Source organism: Trinickia sp. (assembly GCF_051961175.1).
Lineage (GTDB): Bacteria > Pseudomonadota > Gammaproteobacteria > Burkholderiales > Burkholderiaceae > Trinickia.
On sequence record NZ_JBQCDN010000228.1, the window covers coordinates 13699 to 30555 of the forward strand.

Below are 16857 nucleotides of genomic sequence, written 5' to 3' on the forward strand. Positions count from 1 at the left end.
TCGATCATGCAAGTCAACATCGCCCGAAAATTCGCCGTGGCCACCGATATCTGCGCATTCGAACTCGTGCGCGCCGACGGGGCTGCATTGCCCTCGTTTTCTGCCGGCGCGCATATCGATGTCATGCTGCGCGATGGGCTCGTGCGACAGTATTCGCTTTGCAATACCCCCAGCGAATCGCATTGCTACCGGATTGCAGTGCTGCGCGATGCCCATTCGCGTGGCGGATCGATCGCCATGCATGCGTTGAAGGAGGGCGGCTTGCTCCACATCAGCGAACCGAAGAATCACTTTCCGCTGCATACGCAGGCGCGTCATTCGCTGTTGCTGGCCGGTGGCATCGGCGTCACGCCGATCCTCTCGATGGCCGCGGCGCTCGATCATGCCGGTGCTTCGTTCGAGATGCACTATTGCTCGCGCAGCGCCGCACGGATGGCGTTTCGCGATCGGCTCACCGAATCGAGGTTTGCCGAACGCGTTCATCTATACTTCGACGACGCGCAAGACGGTGGACGATTGCAACTGGACGCGCTGCTCGCGCAGGCTCAGCCCGATACTCATCTATATGTATGCGGCCCGTCGGGTTTTATCGCCGCGGCGATGGATGCAGCGAAGGCCGCCGGCTGGAACGACGCGAACGTGCATCGCGAGTTCTTCTCCGGGGCTCCGGTGCAAGAGAGCGGCGGCGCTTTCCAGGTGAAGCTGTCGAGCACGGGCCGAGTGATTGACGTCGCGCCGGATCTGACGGTCGTCGCGGCGCTCGCGCAGGCGGGCGTCGAGATCCCCACTTCGTGTGAGCAAGGCGTATGCGGCACGTGCCTGACGCGCGTGTTGTCGGGCGAGCCCGATCATCGCGACGTTTATTTGATGGACGAAGAGAAGGCCGCCAACAATCAGTTTCTGCCGTGTTGTTCGCGGTCCAAATCGCCGATGCTCGTGCTGGATCTTTGAGCGGTGCGGCCAGCTGCGCATGAATGAAGGATAAGCAACAGGGATTCGAATGGAGCCCATCGAGGGAACATCAGCAGATGCTGCATCGGCTGGCGCGTCGCAAACGGTCAAGGCGCAATTGGGGCTGCGTGAGTTGATACTTGCGGGCGAGGTTGCACCCGGTGCGCGTATTACCGAACTGTGGGCCGTCGATCGCCTCGGCATGTCGCGCACGCCCGTGCGCGCCGCGCTCATGCGTTTGCAGGACGAGGGCCTGCTCGATGCCGTGCCCTCGGGCGGCTATGCCGTCCGTTCGTTCAGCAGCGCTGAAATCTACGATGCAATCGAGCTGCGCGGTACGCTCGAAGGGATGGCTGCGCGGCTGGCGGCCGAGCGTGGCGTCGCGCAGCCGTTGCTGACGCAGCTATACGAATGCGTGGATGGAATCGATGCGCTGCTCGCCTCGCCGAAGATGAGCGAGGCAAAGTTTTCGCGCTACGTCGAACTCAATGAGCGGTTTCACCGCTTGCTCGCGTTGGCCTGCAACAGCAGCATCGTCGAGCGGCAACTCGCCAGGGCGATGGCATTGCCCTTCGCTTCGCCGAGCGGTTTCGTCGAAGTGCAGTCGGTGGCGCGCGACGCCTATCAAGTGCTCGTCGTGGCCCAGGCGCAGCATCGCGCCGTGCTCGATGCCATCGAGCGGCGCGAGGGGGCGCGCGCCGAAGCGTTGATGCGCGAGCATGCGCGAATCGCCCATCGCAACCTCGAGAACGCGTTGAACAATCAGGCGATGCGGTTGCGCTTGTCCGCCGCAAACCTGATCCGCAAAGAATCGGCCAAGTAAGGCTTGAGGCGCCGCTTTCGATTGCGTTCGCGGAATCGCTATCCGTTGTCGCCGCCGGCGACGGGGAATATCGCGCCGGTGATATAGCTTGCCTCGTCGGAGGCAAGAAAGAGAATGGGTGCGACTTGTTCGTCCATCGTGCCGTAGCGCTTGAAATAGGTGGCCTCGGTCACCTGCCTGACGGCTTCGCTCGTCCATCCCTGCTCTTGCTCAGTGTCGCCGGCTGCGTTGCGCGGCACCCGGCGCACCGGTGCTTCGGTGCCACCCGGCGCCGCGGCGACAACCCGAATGTTGTGCGCACCGTACTCCATCGCAAGCGATTGCGTCATCGCGTTGACGCCGCCTTTGGCCGCGGAATACGGCACCCGGCGGATACCCCGCGTCGCGTTCGAGGATACATTCACGATGGTGCCTCCGCCTTGCGCCAGCATAGGCGTGAGCACGGCATGGCAGGCATACAAGGTGGGCATGAGGGACCGGCGGATCTCCGCATCGATCTGCGCCGGTTCGAATTCCGCGAAAGGGCGCATCCGAATGGCACCGCCCACGCCGTTGACGAGTACGTCGATCCTGCCGAATTTTTCCACGGCGAATGCCATGGCCGATGCGGCGCCTTCATAGGTTTCGAGGTCTGCCACGAAGCCGGCCGTGTCGGCGTCGATCGCTTCAGCAGCGACTTCGGCGACAAACTCGGCGCGGTCAACGAACAGCACTTTCGCGCCTTCCGCCGCTGCGCGCAGCGCGACGCCGCGGCCAATGCCCTGGGCTGCGCCCGTGACCACCATGACCTTCCCTTCGAATCGTTGCGCGCTCATAGCGTCACCGGTACTGCGTTGGGTGTGAATTTTTCGTAGTGGAAGCTGTTCGGCTTCGTGCCGTTTTCGTCAAAATGCCTGCGGACCGCGTCGACCATCGGGGGCGGGCCGCACAGATACACGTCGACATCGCCGTCGTTCAGGCATTCGGCGGGCATGTGCTGCGTCACCCAGCCCTTGCGTGGATGGCTCGACGCGGGATCCGCTACGACCGTGCAGAAGGTGAAGTTCGGCAGCTTTGCGCTGAATGCCTCGATTGCTTCAACTTGAACGAGATCGAGGTCGCGCGTGACGCCATAGATCAGATGCACGCGTTGGCGGAAATTTGCGCGGGCCAAGATTTCGAGCATCGACAGAAACGGCGCCAATCCCGTCCCTCCCGCGAGGAACAGCAACGGGCGGTCCACAGCGCGCAGGTAGAAGCTGCCGAGCGGCCCTGTCATGTCGACGCGATCTCCCGGCTGCGCGGATTCGAGCCATGTGCTCATCACGCCCCCGGGAATCTTCTTGATCAGAAAGCGTATCGTCGATTCGCCGGGCGCCGACGAAAACGAATACGAGCGATGCTGGCCGCTGCCGGGCACATCGATATTGACGTATTGCCCCGCCAGAAACGCGGGTGCCGCGCCGTTCACATTCAATTCGAGCACGACGGCTGCGTCGTTGTGCGGCTCGACTTTCGTTACGGTTGCGGCGAGTTTGCTTTGTGCCGTTTTACATGCCGTCGACGAAGCGGGAACCGCGATCACGCAATCGCTTTGCGGCACCATCTGGCAGGTCAGCACCAGGCCGCTCGCTTTTTCGCTATCGCTCAGCGCATCTTCGATGTACTCGTCGCCAAGGTCATAGCTGCCGCTTTCGGCGCGGCACTTGCAGGTGCCGCACACGCCGTCGGAACAATCCATCGGAAGGTTGATCTTGGCACGGAAGGCCGCGTCCAAAACCTTTTCTCCGGCTTTGCATTCGACGAAGCGGGTGACTCCGTCCTCGAAGTTCAGTGCGATGTTGTAGCTTGACACGTTGCCTCCTGCTTCCTATCTCGGGCTAACCGCGAACATCAGACGTGATACACGTCCAGTACTTGGCGGATATAGTCGTTCTTCAACACGATCTTCTTGCTTGAAATCAGCAAGCGGCCCTCCACCTTGCGAAACGTGACGAAGATGGTGCCGAAAAATTGATCCGTGATCCTGTAGCGATGGCTGAGCGTATTGAAGTGGTATCGAACGTCCACTTCGTTTTCGCGCTCCGCCAGTACCTCCACGTTTGTGACGTTGTGGCTCGTGCGGGGTTCGGGCATCGATGCGCCGCTTCGTTCCGTCTTGATGCGGAACACGCGGTCTTCCAGGCCGCCCCGGTCCGGGTAGTACATCAACGAGATCTGGCTATGAGGGTCGTCGGTGAGGAGGTCGTCATCGTCCCAAGCCGGCATCCAGTAAGTGACATCTTCGGTGTAGCAAGCCAACCATTCGTCCCATTGGCGATCGTCGAGCAAGCGCGTTTCGCGATATAACGCGGCGCAGATCTTTGAGTAGTCGAAGCTCATGCCGGTGCCTCCTCTTGTTCTGTTCTCAATGCGTCGCGCATCACCTGAACCCAGTATCCGTGCTGGACCACGAAAAGGCCTTCATCCTCGCTTCGTTCACCTGAAATCAGCGGATTCAAACCCATGTTTTTTGCGTTTTCGTCGGGCCCATGAATCCACAGCGGCGCACCGCGCGACAGATCGTTCCACATCGGCGTCGAGCCCGCGTAACCGGACTGACAGGCGCGAAATTCCTCAAGATCGTCGCTGGTTCCCATACCCGAAACGTTGAAGAAGTCTTCGTATTGACGGATGCGCGTCGCGCGGTCTTGCTCGCTTTCCCCCTTCGGCGCGAAGCAAAAGATGCTGACCTCGGTCCGATCGACGCTGATCGGACGCACCACGCGAATCTGCGTGCTGAACTGATCCATCAGAAACACATTCGGATAGAGGCACAAATTGCGCGTCTGATTGACGATGAACTTCGCTTTTTCTTGCCCGACGCGGGCGGCGATTTCATCGCGATGCCGATACACGGGCCTGACCTCCGGATTCATGGTGCGAGTCCACAGCAGGATATGACCGTGCTCGAACCCGTACACCCCGGCGACCGATTTGCTCCAACCGTTTGCATCCACAGCCTGGGTGCCCTCGACCTTGCGTCGGCCCATCGTGGCCGCGTAATTCCAATGGACGGTGCTGACGTGGTACCCGTCGCAGCCGTTTTCCATCTGCATCTTCCAGTTACCGTCGTAGATGTAGGTGGAATTCCCGCGCAATACTTCCAAGCCATTTGGCGCCTGTTCGACGATCTGATCGATGATGACCTTCGTTTCGCCGAGATAGTCCTCGAGCGGGATGACATCGGCATTCAGGCTGCCGAACAGGAAGCCTCGGTAGTTCCGGAACCGCGCCACCTTCCTGAGATCGTGCGAGCCCGCTTGGTTGAACTGCACCGGATATTCGGTGGTTTTCTCGTCTTTTACCTTCAGCAGCTTGCCGGCGTTCGAAAACGTCCAGCCATGAAATGGACAGGTGAAACTGCCCTTGTTGCCATGCTTGCGGCGGCAAAGCATGGCGCCTTTGTGTGCACAGGCGTTGATGACAGCGTGCAATTCACCGGTTTTGTCGCGTGTGATGACGATCGGCTGCCGGCCGATCCACGTCGTGTAGTAATCGTTGTTGTTCGGGACTTGGCTTTCGTGTGCGAGATAGACCCAGTTGCGCTCGAAGATATGCTTCATCTCGAGTTCGTATAGATCGGCGTTCGTGAAGATGTCGCGGCGGCAGCGAAAGACCCCGCTCTCCCGGTCGTCCTGTACGGCGGCGCTTAGCAATTCATTCAATTGCCGGGCTTTATCGATGGTGGCAGACATGCGTGCTCTCCCTATGCGGGCTTCGTATCGAAGGCCCGGCATCGGTTCAAATGATTCGTGGAATGAAGCGAGCGGCGGATCGAGTGCGTTCGCGAGGCAGCCGCCGTTTTGGGCCCGCTTTAAGTCATTACGCCGCGGCGGCGAGGCGCAGGCGATTGACGATCTGGTTGTCCTTACCCTGTACCAGCGGAGTCAGCACGATGTCGAACTCGATCTCCTGATACGCGTCGGCCTTGAGTCCCAAAGCGGTGCCGCCATGCTTCCGAACGACGCGAGGCACCAGCTCTTCGCGAGTGGCATACGCGAAGTCGTCCCAAATCAGCGGATCGCCCTCGATGTTGATTTGCGTGGTCAGCTTGCGGCTGTTCTCGCTCGTGACGAAAAAGTGCACATGCGCTGGACGGTTGCCGTGCCGGGCAAGCGCGTCGAGCAATTGTTGCGTTGCGCCTTGCGGCGGGCAGCCGTATCCGACGGGCATCAGCGTCCGGAATTCGTATTTGCCGTCCGCACCGGTCCTTACTGCGCCGCGAAGGTTGAAATCGCTTTGCGCACCGGTCGGGTCGAAGTGCGAATAAAAGCCTTTCGAGTTGGCGTGCCAGCATTCGACGACCGCATCCGCCACGGGCTGTCCGTCTGAACCCTTCACTGTGCCGCGAATGACGAGCGGGCCGGCATTGTCGTCGGGGTCGACATCGATCTTCGACACGCCATCGCGTACTGGAGCGCCCGCCACGTACAGCGGGCCTTCGATCGTCCGCGGTGTGCCGCCATGAATATCCGCTTCCCGGTCCGCAGCGTCCATGCGGATGTCGAGATATTTCTCCAATCCCAATCCGGCGGCCAGCAGCGCGGCTTCGCCGTCCCGTCCGAGCTTATTGAAGTAATGGACGCCGGCCCAGATCTCATCGGGCGTCATGTCGAGATCGTCGATCGCTTTAAACAAATCGCTCAACAGACGGTGGGTGATCTGCCTGATGCGCGCATTGCCATCTTGGCTTCCCAGGTTGGCGGCGGCCCTGAGCAGGTCCTGAACTTCCTTCGAGTCGAATACGTTGACGGTCATGGTGTGCTCCTCACTCTCTCTGTTTTCGGATGGGGTAAACCCGTGTTTCAGTACGCCGCGAGTATGCTCGGAAGGTATAATTGCGCCCTGAAACAAAGCGTGAAGCCAGCATAATGGACGCCAAACACGGCGGTCCAACACTGATTTAGTATTGCGCTATATCCAGGAGGTATGGAAATGGAGCTGCGACACCTTCGCTACTTTGTCGCGGTCGCGGAAGAGCGCAACTTCACGCGCGCGGCGCAAAGGCTACACATCGCTCAGCCGCCGTTGAGCCGTCAGATACAGCAGCTCGAGGAAACGCTCGGCGTGCAGCTGTTCGAGCGCAACGCCCGGCCGTTGCGGCTGACCGAAACCGGCAAGTTCTTCTATTCGCACGCTGTGCAATTGCTGGCACAGACGAGCGAGTTGGAATCGATGACCCGGCGCGTCGGCAATATTGAGCGAAGTCTTTCTGTTGGTTTTGTCGGTTCGACGCTCTACGGGATGCTCCCGAAAATCATTCGACGATTCCGCGACGAGAACAAGACGGTCGAACTCAGTCTTCACGAGATGTCGACGATGGATCAGATTCGGGCACTCAAAGACGGACAAATCGATGTCGGGTTCGGCCGTATTCGGCATGAGGACGCCAACATTCGCCGGGTGGTCCTGCGCGAAGAAAAACTGATCGTGGCGCTTCCGGTCGGGCATCCGCTTTCGACATCCAAGCCCGTGCTCTCGCTGCGGGATCTCGTCAATGAAACGCTGATCATTTTCCCCAAATCGCCCAGGCCGAGCTATGCCGACCAGGTGCTGTCCGCTTTCGAGGATCGATCGCTTGCCCCGCGCCGAATCTATGAAGTGCGCGAATTGCAGATCGCGTTGGGGCTCGTGGCGGCGGGAGAAGGCGTATCTGTCGTCCCAAGCAGCGTGCACGGATTGAAGCGCGATGACGTGAGCTACAAGGAACTCGACGATCCGACGCTCGTATCGCCACTCATCATGAGCATGCGCGCGATGGACGAATCGCGCGATATCAAGGAAATGCTGGATTTGATTTATCGGCTATACGAGGAAGAACGCATTCCCTACTTGCCCCGTACCGACGGGGGCGCGTAGCTTAGTCATACCTATCGCCATACCCCGGGGGTATGGAACTAGACGTCGATGGTCTTGGACACGGGGAGATTGCGCGCGCAATACTCCGGGCAACGTATCCAACCCTTCAGTCCAGGTATGAACGCCCACATTACGTCTGTCGAAGCGATCCTCGTTGATCTGCCCACCATTCGCGCGCATCAGCTTTCCATGGCGACGATGCAGCAACAAACCATGGTCATCGTCCGCTTGCGTTCGAGCGATGGCATCGAGGGGATTGGCGAAGCGACAACCATCGGCGGCCTCTCATATGGTGAAGAGAGCCCCGAAGGCATCAAGCTGACCATCGACACCTACTTGGCACCAGCGCTGATCGGACAGGACGCAACCAACGTCAACGGTGCCATGCTCAAACTGAGCAAGGTGGCGCGTGGCAATCGGGTCGCCAAGTGCGGGATCGAGACGGCGCTGCTGGACGCACAGGGAAAGCGATTGGGCGTGCCGGTATCGACGTTGCTCGGCGGCGCAGTGCGCAAGACCCTCCCGGTCCTTTGGACGCTGGCGAGCGGCGATACCGCTCGCGACATCGACGAAGCCGAAATGTTCCTTGCCGAACGCCGTCATCACACGTTCAAACTGAAAATCGGACGGCGCGGCGTTCGCGATGACGTGGCTCATGTATCGAAGATCAAAGCCGCGCTCGGTGACCGTGCGAATGTGACGGTCGATGTCAATCAGGCTTGGAGCGAAGTCGAGGCGGTGCGCGGAATCGAGGCGTTGGAAGCCGCCGGCGTCGATCTCATCGAGCAGCCTACGCCACGCGAACAACGCGGGGCGCTGGCTCGGCTTGCCGCACGTTTTATCGTGCCCATCATGGCCGATGAGGGCGTGGCGGGGCCTGAAGACGCGCTTGAACTCGTGCAAGGCGCGTGTGCCGACGTGTTTGCGCTGAAGATCGCGAAATCGGGCGGCCTCTATCCCATGCTGCGGACAGCAGCCATTGCCGATGCAGCCGGCGTCTCGCTGTACGGCGGGACGATGCTCGAGGGCAGCATCGGATCGATTGCCTCGGCGCACGGCTTCTGTGCGCTCGCGCAGCTGGCGTGGGGCACCGAGCTCTTCGGCCCGTTGCTGCTCAAGGACGACATCGTGACGGCGCGTCCCCTATACCGGGACTTCGATCTGCATCTACCGGAAGGGCCGGGACTCGGGCTCGAAATCGACGAAGACAAGCTGGCGTTCTATCGGCGCGACAAACGCGGTTAGGCCGGCGGGGCGATAGCCAACGTCGACATTCAATGTCGACGTTGAACGCTCAGCGTTCGCCATTCACGATTCACCATTTCACATGACGCGCTTGCCGGAAATGAAAAGAAGCTAAAAGAAGCGCGTCGCACTCAAGGAGGGATTATGTTGTATCTCGTCAGGATGGACGTACATTTACCGCACGACCTGCCGCAGGACCGGGCCGAAGAAATCAAGGCGCGCGAGAAGGCGTACTCTCAGCAACTGCAACGAGACGGAAAATGGCAACAATTGCATCGCGTCGTGGGCGAGTACGCGAACTACAGTGTGTTCGATGTCGAGTCGCATGACGAACTGCACGCCATTCTGTCGGTGCTTCCTTTATTTCCGTATATGAAGCTGCAGGTGACGGCGCTGGCCCGGCATCCGTCGTCGATTCGCTGAAGCACCGCATGAGTGCGGACCTCGCCTGACGCGCAGGCGTGGTTCGTTGCCGGATCGGAAGAATGAAGGGTATGGTATCGTTTTCGCCCCCCTCTTTTCCGCCGCGTGGGCGACGGGCCGATCCTGGACAACAGATGAAGAACCCGGTGCACGAACCGTCGCTCGATGCGGCGTCACTGAAGCGGGAGAACACTGCGTTGCGCCGGCAGGTGCAAACGCTCGAACGAAGGCTGGCCGAGCGCGAGGCCTCGCTGAGGGCTAAAACGGACGCGTTGCGCGAGACGCAATCCCAGCTCGAAGGGCAGTTTCGAAGCCTGGCGGAGAGTGCTTCCGAAATCATTTGTCGCTATGACCGTGCGTGCCGGCTGGTGTTTGCCAACTCGGCCCTATCGGTGTTGCTGCGCAGGCCGTTGAATGACCTGTTGGGCAAGACCCCTAACGAACACGATCCCGGTTTGCGGTTAACACCGTATCAGTCGTTGATTGAGGCGGTCATCGAGAGCGGAACCGAGCGCGACACCGAACTGATTTTGCCGGATACCGGGGACGGTATTCGTTATCACCACATTCGAATTTTTCCCGAGCGCGGGCGTCAGGGAGAAACGATCGGGGCGCTGGCGCTCGGGCGCGACATCACTGACCGGAAGCAGGCCGAAGATCGCCTATACGCGAGCGAGCAGGCGTTTCGCGCTGTCGTCGAACATGCACCCGACTACATCGCACGGTACGACGTCAACTGTCGGCGCCTCTACGTGAATCCCGCGTTGCGGTCGCTCCTGCAGCACGAAAGGGAGCACGTGATAGGAACGACGCCCGCCGAACTGTCCCGATTCATCGATCCCCACCATTACATGAACCTGTTACGAACGGTGGTCAGGACGGGCAAAGTTGTCACCGAGGAGGTCCGCCTGCGCTACGAAGACGGACGAATCGGATGGGGACACATCCTCGCCGCTCCTGAATTTTCTGTCAGCGGCGCAGTCGTGAGCGTGTTGGCCATTAGTCGCGATATTTCGGAGAGCAAGGAAGCCGAGCAGCGGCTGCTCGAGTCGTACGACATCCTGCGCGAACTGACTTCCCGGCGCGAAACGGCCCGCGAAGAAGAGCGCAAGCGCATTGCGCGCGAGTTGCACGATGAGCTCGGGCAGCAGCTGACAGCACTGCGCATGGGGGCGTCGACGCTTCGTCTTCGCTTCGGGCCCGGTAATCCCGAACTTACGGAACACGTTCAAAAGCTGCTGCAGCTTGCCGACCAAACGATGCACGTCGTGCGTCAGGCCGTGTCGTCGCTACGTCCGGCAGCATTGGATGCCGGCATTGCCGCCGGGCTCGAATGGCTTGTCGCGGAATTTACACGGGGGGCGAAGGCCGAGTATCGGCTGTCGCTGCCGGACGAAAATTCACCGTTGGACGAGGCGCATGCGATTGCAGTCTTCCGTATTGCGCAGGAGGCACTGACGAATATTGCGCGCCACGCCCGCGCTCGTCGTGTGTTCGTCTCGCTGGGTATTGTCCGCTCGGAGTGTTTGCTCGAGGTGAGTGACGACGGATGCGGATTCGACCCGGTCGCGTCCCGCAAACGCTCGTTCGGCCTCGCGGGCATGAAGGAGCGGGTATTGATGCTCGGCGGAAAAATCGCTATCGACAGCGCGCCGGGCAAAGGCACAAAGATCGAGGTCAAGCTGCCGATGCCGTGCGCGGGTGCCGGCGATGCCACGCAGGCACCGGGGAAGGGGTGAGTGGCCGCAAACGCCGTGGTTTCGTCAGTGCCCCTGCGTTTCCAAACAGATCTTCCGATCCGGACGCATCGCTTTACGATCGGCGTTGCGTTGAGCGAAACCTGCCATGGCCCAAACGCCGAGGCCGGCGAGGGCCAGCAACGCACCCACCCACCCCGGTGAAGTCCAGCCGAACCCGCCCGCGATCGCCAGCCCGCCAAGAAACGGCCCCAGGGCATTGGCCGTGTTGAAGGCCGAGTGATTGAGTGCCGCCGCCAGACTTTGCGCGTCTTCGGCGACATCCATCAGGCGCGTCTGTAGGACAGTGCCGAGCGCACCCCCCGCGCCGATCAGAAACACGTCAACCGCAATCAGCCATACATGAGAGGCCGCGAACGGAAAGGCAAGCAACGTGAGCGCGCTCCAGACGAGTAACAGTCCCGCCGTGCGCATCACCGCGCGATCCGCGAACATCGGCACGACGATGTTGCCGAGCGTCATTCCGACGCCGAAGACGCTCAGCACGAGCGATGCGGTGCTGAGCGATGCGTGCGTGACAGAGGCGAGCACGTTCGCCAGATAGGTGTAGACCGCGAACAGACCGCCGAACCCGATCGCGCCAATACCGAGTGTGTACCAAACCTGTGCGCGCTTGAGGGCGTTCAATTCGCGCAAGGGGCTTGCGCCGGCCGCCGCCGGAGTCGACGGCGCCAACAGGCGCACACAGGTCATCGTGACGGCGCCCATCAATGCCGCGAAGCCGAAGCTCCAGCGCCAGCCGACGGCATGGCCCAGCCAGTTCGCGAACGGTACGCCGATGATCGTGGCCACCGTCAGCCCGAGGAACATGCGGCCCACGGCGACGGTGCGGCGATTTTCGGGGACGAGCGAGGTGGCGACGAGCGCGGCGACGCCGAAGTAGGCGCCGTGCGGCAATCCGCTGATGAAGCGGAAGACGAGCATCCAGGGGTAGCTCGGTGCGAGTGCGCTGAGTGTATTGCCGACGACGAACAGCGCCATCAACGCGATCAGCAGGTCGCGGCGATCGAGCCGTGCGCCCAGGACGGCGAGGGCGGGGGCGCCAACGACCACCCCTAACGCATAGGCACTGATGACGTGCCCTGCCACCGGTGCGCTGATGCCGAGCCCGCGCGCGAATAGGGGCAAGACACTCATTGTCGCGAATTCGGTTGTGCCGATCGCGAAGCCGCCGACGGCCAAGGCCAGGAGAACCCAGGCCGTCTTGTTCTTTACTGCTTCAATCTGGTGCATTGCCGATGGCCACAATCAAGGGGGTGTTTACCCGCAAAGGAGCCATTCTAGTGGCGTGGCGAAAAGTTCGCTGGAACCGGCAAGCGCCGGGCAGAGCAGGACAGATAGCGAAGAGCCTGAGCGGCGCGCTATTTCTTATCGTTGTAAGCCGAGCGGGGGCGTCCAATTTGATGGTTGACGAAATGTCTAATTCTATACACAATGTATAAAAATCATCCTTCCCTTCCACATTGCACCGGATACCGCCTACTTCCGACCATGCCCACAGACGCTCAACTTCTGCTGCTCGACGGTGATGTCGTCGGGGCCAACCTTCAGGCCGAGCAAGTCATGGCCGCCGTTCGCGAAGCCTTCGTCTTACATAGTCAGCGGGCTGGCCGTGTGTTCCCCGTCGTTCGCGAGAAGCTGCATACCGGTGGTGTATTCGGCATCAAATCGGGCGATGTCGCCAGCCAGAACCTGCTGGGATTCAAAGCAGCCGGCTTTTGGTCGAGCAACCGCGGCCTGGGCGGCGAACCGCATCAGGCAACCGTCGCCCTGTTCGATCCGAATACGGGCCGCCCCTTGTGCATCATGGACGGCAATGCGATTACCACCGCGCGCACAGGCGCGGCCGGTGGCTTGGGGCTGCAGTTGCTCGCGCGCCCCGAAAGCAGCAGAATTTGCATCTTTGGCACAGGTGTTCAAGCGCGCGTGCAGCTCGACTATGCGTTGACGTTGCTCCCCCAACGTTGCACGGTGCGGTACGTGACGGTGGGCGGCGCGCCGGACGCCGTGTTCGAATCGGCGTTCCGGGCGCGATGCGCCATCGATATCGCTCGGGACCGCAATGAAGCCGTGGCCGCCAGTGACATCGTGATCACGGCAACACCGGGCGGCGGTGCGTTGTTCGACGCCGATGCAGTTCAGCCCGGCACCCATCTGACATGCGTGGGAGCGGACACGGCGGGCAAACGCGAGCTGCCTGAAGGCGTGTTGCAGCGCGCGCGCATTTTTGTCGACGATCGAGATCAGGCGCGCAGCATCGGTGAATGCCAATGGGCGCCGCAGTTGCCTTGCATCGAGATTGGCGATGTCTTGGCCGGAAGCGCCACGGTTGAGCGCGCGGCGCACGACGTAACCGTGTTCGACATGACGGGGCTGGCGCTGCAGGACTTGACGGTCGCGCGCTTCCTTCACGAGCGGGCGATCGAAAATGGCTTGGGGACTTCCGTGCCGTGGCCTTGGTAAACGACGTTTCGACATTTCGACATTTCGAAGTTTGACTAGCGACTCTCACATGACCACCTACACCCTTCCTACCTATGCCGACGTCGAAGCCGCTGCCACGCGCATCGACGGCATTGCCCATCGCACCCCGGTTCAAACGTCGCGGACGCTGAACGAACTCGTCGGCGGCGAGGTGTTCGTCAAGTGCGAGAATTTTCAACGGATGGGCGCTTTCAAGTTTCGCGGTGCGTTCAATGCGCTATCGAAGTTTTCACCGGAACAGCGTCGGGCCGGGGTGGTGGCGTTCTCATCGGGGAATCACGCGCAAGGCATAGCGCTCTCGGCGAAGATTCTCGGGATCCCGGCCACGATCATCATGCCGCACGATGCACCGGCCGCGAAGGTCGCCGCCACGAAAGGATATGGTGCACACGTCGTCGTCTACGATCGCTATTCGGAAGATCGCGAAGCCATCGGCAAGCGGCTCGCGCAAGAGCAGGGTCTCACGTTGATTCCGCCTTACGATCATCCGGACGTACTCGCCGGGCAAGGCACAGCGGCAAAGGAATTGTTCGAGGAAGTGGGCGCGCTCGATTATCTGTTCGTCCCGTTGGGCGGCGGCGGGCTGTTGTCCGGCACGGCGCTGTCCACGCGTGCCCTTGCGCCGAAGTGTGTCTTGTATGGCGTCGAACCGGAGGCCGGGAACGATGGTCAGCAATCGCTGCGCAGCGGCTCGATCGTTCATATCGACACGCCGAAAACAATCGCCGACGGGGCGCAGACACAGCACCTCGGGAACTACACCTTCGGCATCATCAAGCGCGATGTCGACGATATCCTCACCGCGTCGGACGCGGATTTGGTGAACGCGATGCAATTCTTCGCCGCGCGCATGAAGATGATCGTCGAACCGACAGGATGTTTGGGATTGGCCGCTGCATTGAATGTGAAGGATTCGCTCAAAGGCAAGCGGGTCGGAGTCATCATCAGCGGCGGCAATATCGATCTCGAGCGATTCTGTTCGCTGGTGACGCAAGGTCGATGACCGGTTGCACCTTCGGGCCGCGAAGGGAAAAAAAGCGCGAAAAAAGGCCGGAAAGCAGGCAAAAGCTGGACACTGTGCCGGCACTGTCCAACGGCTCGCCGGCCCTACGTGTTTCCGAACGACATCTTTCGTTAAACCTTGCTAAGCTGGCCCTCGCCAGCGCCGGAAGGGCCGATCGAGCAACGAACGCCCGGGCGTCGCGGCATCAACCGAGAACGCCGAGGCCCGCCATGAACAGCCCAGAGATCGTTTCTCCTGCCGGCCAACCGGTGCAGGACGAGGAAGTTCCGTATTCGTCGCTCGAACACCGTCAGCATCAGCTGTTTCCGAAGCTGTCCGCCGCCGAGATCGCCAGCTTGCGCCGCTTCGCGACGCCGATGTCGTTCAAGGAAGGCGATTTCCTCTTCCGGGCCGGACACGTTTCCTTGGGACTGTACCTTCTGCTGGAAGGGCGGGTGCAGGTGTGCTCGCGCGACCGGTCCGGCAACCTGAGACGGATCGCCGAGCACGAGGCCGGCAGCTTCATGGCGGAAGTGGCGCAGCTCTCCGGCAAGCCGGCGCTTGTCGATGGCATCGCCGAAACCGATTGCGAAACGCTCGTCGTCTCGCCGGAAAAGCTGCGCGCATTGATCGTCGCCGATGCGCAACTGGGCGAACGGATCATGCGAGCGTTGATATTGAGGCGTATCGGGCTGATCCAGATGGGGCTCGGGCCGATTATCGTCGGCGACGGTCTCGACCCGCGCGTGATCGCGCTTCAAGGTTTCCTGCGGCGAAACGGGCATCCTTCGACGGTGTTCGACGCGCGCCAGGACAAGGAAGCCGTTGCGCTGCTGGCCGACATCACGGTCGGCCCCGACGATTTTCCGCTCGTCTTTTGTCCCGACGGCTCGGTGCTGCGCGCGCCCGATGAAGTTCGATTGGCGACCTGTCTTGGGCTCGTGCCGTCCTTTGAATCGGCGTGCCTCTACGATGTTGCGATCGTCGGCGCGGGTCCCGCAGGCCTTGCGGCTGCGGTATATGCGGCCACCGAAGGCTTGTCGGTGGCCGTGTTCGACGAACGCGCGCCGGGCGGTCAAGCCGGCGCCAGCGCGCGGATCGAAAACTATCTCGGCTTCCCGACAGGCATTTCGGGGCAGGCGCTGGCGGGACGGGCCTATCAGCAAGCCATGAAATTCGGCGCTCATGTGGCGATTCCAAGCAAGGTCGCCTCCGTGGCGCGCGAGGACGGCCGCTTCGTTCTGACCTTGGCGGACGGACAAACGGTCTGCGCACGGGCCGTGGTGATCGCAAGCGGCGCGGCGTATCGCAAGCCTGCCGTGCAGAATGTCGATCGGTTCGAAGGGCGTGGAATCTACTACTGGGCGTCCCCGATCGAAGCGAAGTTGGTCAAGGGCCAGGACATCGTCCTCATCGGCGGCGGCAACTCCGCGGGCCAGGCGATTGTGTTTCTCGCGAATTTTGCGCGCAGCATTCGTGTGTTGATTCGCGGCAGCTCGCTCGAATCGAGCATGTCGAAATACCTGATCGATCGCATCGGCGCGCTACCCAACGTGTCGCTGTGCACCGGCTGCGCGCTCGATGCGCTGGAAGGCGACGAGGCCGGGTTGGCGCGTGTCGTGATCCGGCGCGGCGAGGAACGGGAAGGGGTGCCGTCGCGGCATTTGTTTTTGTTCATCGGCGCCGATCCGAAGACGGATTGGCTGGCATCGAGCGGCGTCGAGCTGGATCGCAACGGTTTTGTATCGACGGGTTTCACCGGCGCGCCCGCCCGTGTGGATAGCCGAGGCGCCTTTCCATTGCAAACGAGCATTCCCGGCCTCTTTGCGATCGGCGACGCGCGTGCGGAATCGACGAAGCGCGTGGCGTCGGCCGTAGGCGACGGCGCGGCTGTCGTCAGCCAGATTCACGCCTACCTTCAGGCCCTGTCCGAATCGGCGCGGCCGGATTGACCTTCGGGCGAGGCGGCCGCACGCACGCCTCGCACTCGCATTCCCGCGAGCCTTCGAGGTGATATTCGCCCGGCCCAGCCGCCGATTGCGGCGCCGCCCCGCGCACCGGCTACAATAGCGTTTTGCGCATCGCCTGCGCCCGCCTCGGGCGCGGACGCGGGGCGCGGGCTCCAGACGGCCGGTTAGCGCGATTTAACCCTCCATCCTAGATAGAACGGTTTCCTTCATGAGTACTATTCTTGAAAGCCTCCCGACTGGCCAGAAGGTCGGTATCGCCTTTTCCGGCGGCCTCGACACGAGCGCCGCGCTGCATTGGATGAAGCTCAAGGGCGCCGTCCC

General features: G+C 61.4%; 15 protein-coding genes. 9 read left to right on the plus strand and 6 right to left on the minus strand.

Features of this window, described 5'->3' with window-relative positions; genetic code table 11:
* Nucleotides 1-6: 6 nt before the first annotated feature.
* The gene (locus tag ACTHL0_RS13915; protein WP_440567332.1) at nucleotides 7-951 is read left to right on the plus strand and encodes a PDR/VanB family oxidoreductase; all 945 of its coding nucleotides are present in this window, start codon (nucleotides 7-9) and stop codon (nucleotides 949-951) included.
* A gap of 49 nt (nucleotides 952-1000) precedes the next feature.
* The gene (locus ACTHL0_RS13920) at nucleotides 1001-1774 is read left to right on the plus strand and encodes a GntR family transcriptional regulator (RefSeq protein ID WP_440567333.1); all 774 of its coding nucleotides are present in this window, start codon (nucleotides 1001-1003) and stop codon (nucleotides 1772-1774) included.
* 38 nt (nucleotides 1775-1812) lie between these two features.
* Here the strand turns inward: ACTHL0_RS13920 and benD are convergent, their stop codons facing one another.
* The 5 genes from benD to catA all read right to left on the minus strand — a co-directional run bounded on the left by benD (nucleotide 1813) and on the right by catA (nucleotide 6553).
* Nucleotides 1813-2589 (minus strand): benzoate diol dehydrogenase BenD, encoded by a 777-nt coding sequence (benD, locus tag ACTHL0_RS13925; RefSeq protein WP_440567334.1) that lies wholly within the window; start codon nucleotides 2587-2589, stop codon nucleotides 1813-1815.
* Nucleotides 2586-3608 (minus strand): benzoate 1,2-dioxygenase electron transfer component BenC, encoded by a 1023-nt coding sequence (benC, locus tag ACTHL0_RS13930; RefSeq protein ID WP_440567335.1) that lies wholly within the window; start codon nucleotides 3606-3608, stop codon nucleotides 2586-2588. The genes benD and benC overlap by 4 nt, the downstream gene beginning before the upstream one ends.
* A gap of 38 nt (nucleotides 3609-3646) precedes the next feature.
* Nucleotides 3647-4135: a benzoate 1,2-dioxygenase small subunit gene (gene benB, locus ACTHL0_RS13935; protein WP_440567336.1), complete on the minus strand. Its 489-nt coding sequence runs from the start codon at nucleotides 4133-4135 to the stop codon at nucleotides 3647-3649.
* The gene (locus ACTHL0_RS13940) at nucleotides 4132-5490 is read right to left on the minus strand and encodes a Rieske 2Fe-2S domain-containing protein (RefSeq protein WP_440567337.1); all 1359 of its coding nucleotides are present in this window, start codon (nucleotides 5488-5490) and stop codon (nucleotides 4132-4134) included. Before ACTHL0_RS13940 ends, benB begins: the two co-directional genes overlap by 4 nt.
* A gap of 127 nt (nucleotides 5491-5617) precedes the next feature.
* Nucleotides 5618-6553: a catechol 1,2-dioxygenase gene (gene catA / locus ACTHL0_RS13945; RefSeq protein WP_440567346.1), complete on the minus strand. Its 936-nt coding sequence runs from the start codon at nucleotides 6551-6553 to the stop codon at nucleotides 5618-5620.
* A 177-nt stretch (nucleotides 6554-6730) separates the two neighbouring features.
* Between catA and ACTHL0_RS13950 the strand changes: the two genes are divergently transcribed.
* The 4 genes from ACTHL0_RS13950 to ACTHL0_RS13965 all read left to right on the plus strand — a co-directional run bounded on the left by ACTHL0_RS13950 (nucleotide 6731) and on the right by ACTHL0_RS13965 (nucleotide 11061).
* A complete protein-coding gene (locus tag ACTHL0_RS13950; protein ID WP_440567338.1) occupies nucleotides 6731-7654 on the plus strand; it encodes a LysR family transcriptional regulator in 924 nt (307 codons plus the stop codon).
* Between the two features lie 117 nt (nucleotides 7655-7771).
* On the plus strand, nucleotides 7772-8899 hold the full coding sequence (locus ACTHL0_RS13955) for a muconate/chloromuconate family cycloisomerase (protein ID WP_440567339.1): 1128 nt from the start codon (nucleotides 7772-7774) through the stop codon (nucleotides 8897-8899).
* 144 nt (nucleotides 8900-9043) lie between these two features.
* Nucleotides 9044-9322 (plus strand): muconolactone Delta-isomerase, encoded by a 279-nt coding sequence (gene catC / locus ACTHL0_RS13960; protein WP_440567340.1) that lies wholly within the window; start codon nucleotides 9044-9046, stop codon nucleotides 9320-9322.
* A gap of 134 nt (nucleotides 9323-9456) precedes the next feature.
* The gene (locus tag ACTHL0_RS13965) at nucleotides 9457-11061 is read left to right on the plus strand and encodes a PAS domain-containing protein (protein WP_440567341.1); all 1605 of its coding nucleotides are present in this window, start codon (nucleotides 9457-9459) and stop codon (nucleotides 11059-11061) included.
* A gap of 24 nt (nucleotides 11062-11085) precedes the next feature.
* Here ACTHL0_RS13965 and ACTHL0_RS13970 read toward each other — a convergent pair whose 3' ends face one another.
* Nucleotides 11086-12312 carry an MFS transporter gene (locus tag ACTHL0_RS13970; protein ID WP_440567342.1) on the minus strand — a complete coding sequence of 409 codons (1227 nt, stop codon included), beginning with the start codon at nucleotides 12310-12312 and terminating at the stop codon, nucleotides 11086-11088.
* A gap of 258 nt (nucleotides 12313-12570) precedes the next feature.
* Between ACTHL0_RS13970 and ACTHL0_RS13975 the strand changes: the two genes are divergently transcribed.
* The 3 genes from ACTHL0_RS13975 (at nucleotide 12571) to ACTHL0_RS13985 (ending at nucleotide 16518) form a co-directional block, all read left to right on the plus strand.
* Complete coding sequence (locus ACTHL0_RS13975; RefSeq protein ID WP_440567343.1) at nucleotides 12571-13542, plus strand: ornithine cyclodeaminase family protein; 972 nt, start codon at nucleotides 12571-12573, stop codon at nucleotides 13540-13542.
* A gap of 49 nt (nucleotides 13543-13591) precedes the next feature.
* A complete protein-coding gene (locus ACTHL0_RS13980) occupies nucleotides 13592-14566 on the plus strand; it encodes a threo-3-hydroxy-L-aspartate ammonia-lyase (RefSeq protein WP_440567344.1) in 975 nt (324 codons plus the stop codon).
* Nucleotides 14567-14796: 230 nt separating this feature from the next.
* Nucleotides 14797-16518, plus strand: coding sequence for an FAD-dependent oxidoreductase (locus ACTHL0_RS13985; protein ID WP_440567345.1), 1722 nt, complete (start codon nucleotides 14797-14799; stop codon nucleotides 16516-16518).
* The last annotated feature ends 339 nt before the right edge of the window (nucleotides 16519-16857 follow it).